This window comes from Actinoplanes sp. NPDC051859 (assembly GCF_044452725.1).
In the GTDB taxonomy this organism is placed as follows: Bacteria; Actinomycetota; Actinomycetes; order Mycobacteriales; family Micromonosporaceae; genus Actinoplanes.
Window position 1 is genome coordinate 1 of the sequence record NZ_JBITBX010000036.1, and the last position, 3764, is coordinate 3764.

1 protein-coding gene is annotated in these 3764 nt (G+C 67.8%); it reads left to right on the forward strand.

Going from position 1 to position 3764, the window contains the following annotated elements:
• Positions 1–18: 18 nt before the first annotated feature.
• Positions 19–3764, forward strand: a 3746-nt coding sequence (locus ACIA1L_RS33380; RefSeq protein ID WP_396077069.1) for a condensation domain-containing protein, incomplete at its 3' end; no start/stop codon positions are given.

Below are 3764 nucleotides of genomic sequence, written 5' to 3' on the forward strand. Positions count from 1 at the left end.
GGTCGTGTTGATGATCAGGTGAAGATTCGTGGGTTCCGGATCGAGTTGGATGAGATCCGTAACGTGCTGGAGGGTCACGAGGGTGTGTCCGCGGCTGCGGTTGTTGCGGTGGATCATCCGGCGGGTGGCAAGTTCTTGGCCGCTTATGTGGTCGGTGGCGTGTCGGCTGATGAGTTGCGGGTTTTGGCCGAGGCGCGGTTGCCGGAGTACATGGTCCCGGCGGCTTTCAGTTTCTTGGACGCCTTGCCGGTGACGGCGAACGGCAAACTGGATCGTCGGGCTCTGCCGGCGCCGGACTTCGGGGCTGGCAGCGAGGCTGGCAGCGAGGCTGGCAGGGCACCGCAGACCCACACCGAGCGAGTCCTCGCCGAGGTGTTCCAGGCGGTTCTGCAAATACCGGCGGTGTCGGTGGACGATGACTTCTTCCGCCTCGGCGGGGACAGCATCATGTCGATCCAGGTGGTGTCGCGGGCGCGTCGGGCCGGTGTGCTGGTTACCGCTGCGGAGATGTTCGGTGCCCGCACTGTCGCCGCGTTGGCTCGCTTGGCAAAGCATCACGATGCCGCGGTGCAGGTGCCTGAGCGTTCGGAATCGGGGCTGTTGCCGATCGCGGCGGCCGAGGTCGACCTGCCCGGGTTCGGTGCGTTCACGCAGTCGTTCACTTTCGTCACCCCACCTGGTCTGACCGAACCGGCTCTGCACCGGATCCTTGGACGCGTAGTCGAGCAACACCCCGCTTTGAGCGGCCGGCTGATCCGGGACGATGAGCACCGGTGGCGGTTCGAGGCGCGGCAGGCCCCACTGGTAACGATTGATGCGCAGATTTCCGTGGCGCCGGAGTCGAGCATGCCGACGCCGACACCCGCCTTGGCGGAGCTGTCCGAGTCGCTTGATGTGGAAGCGGGAGTGCTCTGGCGCGCCCGTTGGTTCCAGGGCGATGTGGAGTCGGGTGGTCACCTGTTGTGGGTGATTCACCATCTGGTGGTTGATGGTGTGTCTTGGCGCATCCTCGGCGACGACCTGCGGCAGGCGTGGGAGTTGGAGACCGGACAGACGACCGAACCTCTCCCGGCGACCGGGACGAGTCTGCCTGCGTGGTCTCATGCTCTGGCTGTGCGTGCGGCTGATGCTGACGTTGTGGGGCAGCTCGAGTACTGGTCTGAGGCAGTCATTGCGGAGGAACCGCTACTGGGTTCCCGCCCGCTCGACCCCGCCCGGGACACCGAGGCGACCGCCGGCACGGTCGAGGTCCTGGTGCCGGCCCAGGCTGTGCTCACCGACGTGCCGCGCCTGCTGTCGGCGGAGGTGGACGACGTCCTCCTCGGTGCGCTCACCATCGCCGTCGGTGCCTGGCGCGCCCGCCGTGGTGCCGCCCACCGCCGGGTGCTGGTCGGGCTGGAAGGGCACGGCCGTCAGGAATCCCTGGTTCCGGGAGCGGACCTTTCCCGTACGGTCGGCTGGTTCACCAGCTGGTTCCCGGTCGGGTTGTCCAGCGCCGACCTCGATCCCGAACAGGCTCTGACCGACCCGCGAACGGCCGCGGACGTGGTGCTGCGTGTCAAGGAACAGCTGCGTCAGGTTCCCGGCCGAGGCGTCGGCTACGGCCTGCTGCGCCACCTCAACCCCAGCACCGCCGCGGCCCTCGCTTCGGGCGCAGTCCCGCAGATCGGGTTCAACTACCTCGGACAGTTCCAGGACACCGAGCCGGTCCAGGCCGTCGCCTGGACCGGCAGCCTCGACGGGTACGCCCCCGAGGAGCTGCCGCTGGCGGCGGTAGTGGACATCAACGTGGCTGCGGTTCCGGGCGCGGCCGGCCTCGTGCTGGAGGGCACCTTCGGCTTTGCGACCGGCATCGTCGCTGAAGCGGACGTACGGGAACTCGTGGAGCTGTGGACCGCGGCGCTGGCGGTCCTGGCCCGTTACGCGGGCTCGGCGTCCCACCCGCGCTGCTCGCCGTCTGACCTGACCGCCTCGGAGCTGAGGCAGGCGGACGTCGACGGGTGGGAGACGCGGCATGGGGAACTGACCGACGTCCAGCCCCTCACCGCCCTACAGCGAGGCATCGCGTTCGAGACCCTCCTCGGCACCGGGGACGGGGCGGTCGACGTCTACATCACCCAGACCGTCCTGCACCTTGACGGCGCGGTCGACCCCGAACGGCTGCGGGTCGCCCTGGGCCGGGTGTTCGAGCGTTTCTCGAACCTGCGGGCGGCCATCGCCCCGACCCACACCGGCGAACTGGTCGCGGTCATCCCGGCTACGGTGGAAACCCCGTTCCGTACGATCGGCGCCGAAGTGTCGCTCGACGAGGTGCTCGACCAGGACCGGGCGGAGCCCTTCGACCTGCAGTCGGCGCCGCTCACCCGCGCCACGCTGCGGACCGCCGAGCCCGGCCGGCACACTCTGATCTGGACGATGCATCACGTTCTGGCCGACGGCTGGTCGGGCCCGCGGCTGGTCGAGGCGCTGTTGGAGGCGTACCGGAATCCTGCCGCGCGGATCGAGCCGGACCGGGTGTATCCGGCGTTCCTGTCGTGGCTGGCGGCTCGTGACGAGCGGGATTCGCTGGCGCGGTGGTCGCAAGCGCTCGAGGCGGTGGAGGAGCCGACGCTTGTCGCGCCCGGTGCTTCACTGACCTCCGCGGTGTTCCCTGACGAATTCGAGGTCGTCGTGGGCTCGGACCGGCACGCGGCGTTGCAGCGTACGGCGCATGCGGCCGGTGCCACGCTCAGCAGTGTGTTGCAAGCGACCTGGGGTGTCCTGCTGAACAGCATCACGGGGCAGCGCACCGTGGTGTTCGGTGCTGCTGTTTCCGGCCGGCCTGCAGAGGTGGACGGCATCGAGGACGCGGTGGGGTTGTTCATCAACACGGTCCCGGCGGTGGTGTCGTTGGCGGGCAATCCGACGCTCGGGGAGTTGATTGTCCGGGTTCAGGAACACAACACTGCTCTGCTGGACCATCACCATGTTCCCCTTTCGCAGGTGCAGCGCGACACCGGGTTCACTCAGCTGTTCGACACTCTGGTCGTTTACGAGAGCTACCCGGTTGATGAGGAGCAGCTGGCCGAGACGCAGCAAAGCCTCGGTATCACTCTGCGTGAGGTAGATGGGCGGGACGCTACCGCGCACCCGCTCGCATTGTCGGTCACGCCGGGTCCGGACTCGGTGGTTCTCGAGTTCTCCTACCGGCCCGATGTCTTCGACCGGGCCGCTGTCGACCGGTTCGCTGCCATGTTCGACCGAATCCTGACCGCTGTCGCCGAAGCTCCCGACACCCGAGTAGCAGACCTCGCGGTCGGCGGCGTTCCGGCCGTAGCCGGTGCGGAGCTGGAAGTCCCCTGGGCCACTCTGGATGAGTTGATCCGTGCCCAGGTCGCTGCGACGCCGGACGGTGTTGCGGTTGTCGGCGATGACGGCAGCAGCCTGACGTATGCCGAGTTTGATGCCCGGGTGGATGGGGTGGCTCGGGCTCTGCTTGGTCGGGGTGTCCGGGTGGGTGATCGGGTGGCAGTGCAGTTGCCACGTTCGATCGACCTGGTAGTTACTCTGGCGGCGGTCGTGCGGGTTGGTGCGGCGTTTGTGCCGATCGACATCGCGTATCCGCAGGAGCGCGTGCAGACCATTCTGGAGGATGCGGCTGCCGTCTTGTTGGTGTCGGAGCCGTTGGCCGGTGTGCCGGGTTCGAGCCCGTTAATCTCTCGGCCGTTGTCGCCGTTGGATGTGGCGTATGTGATTTTCACGTCGGGGACCACGGGCCGGCCGAA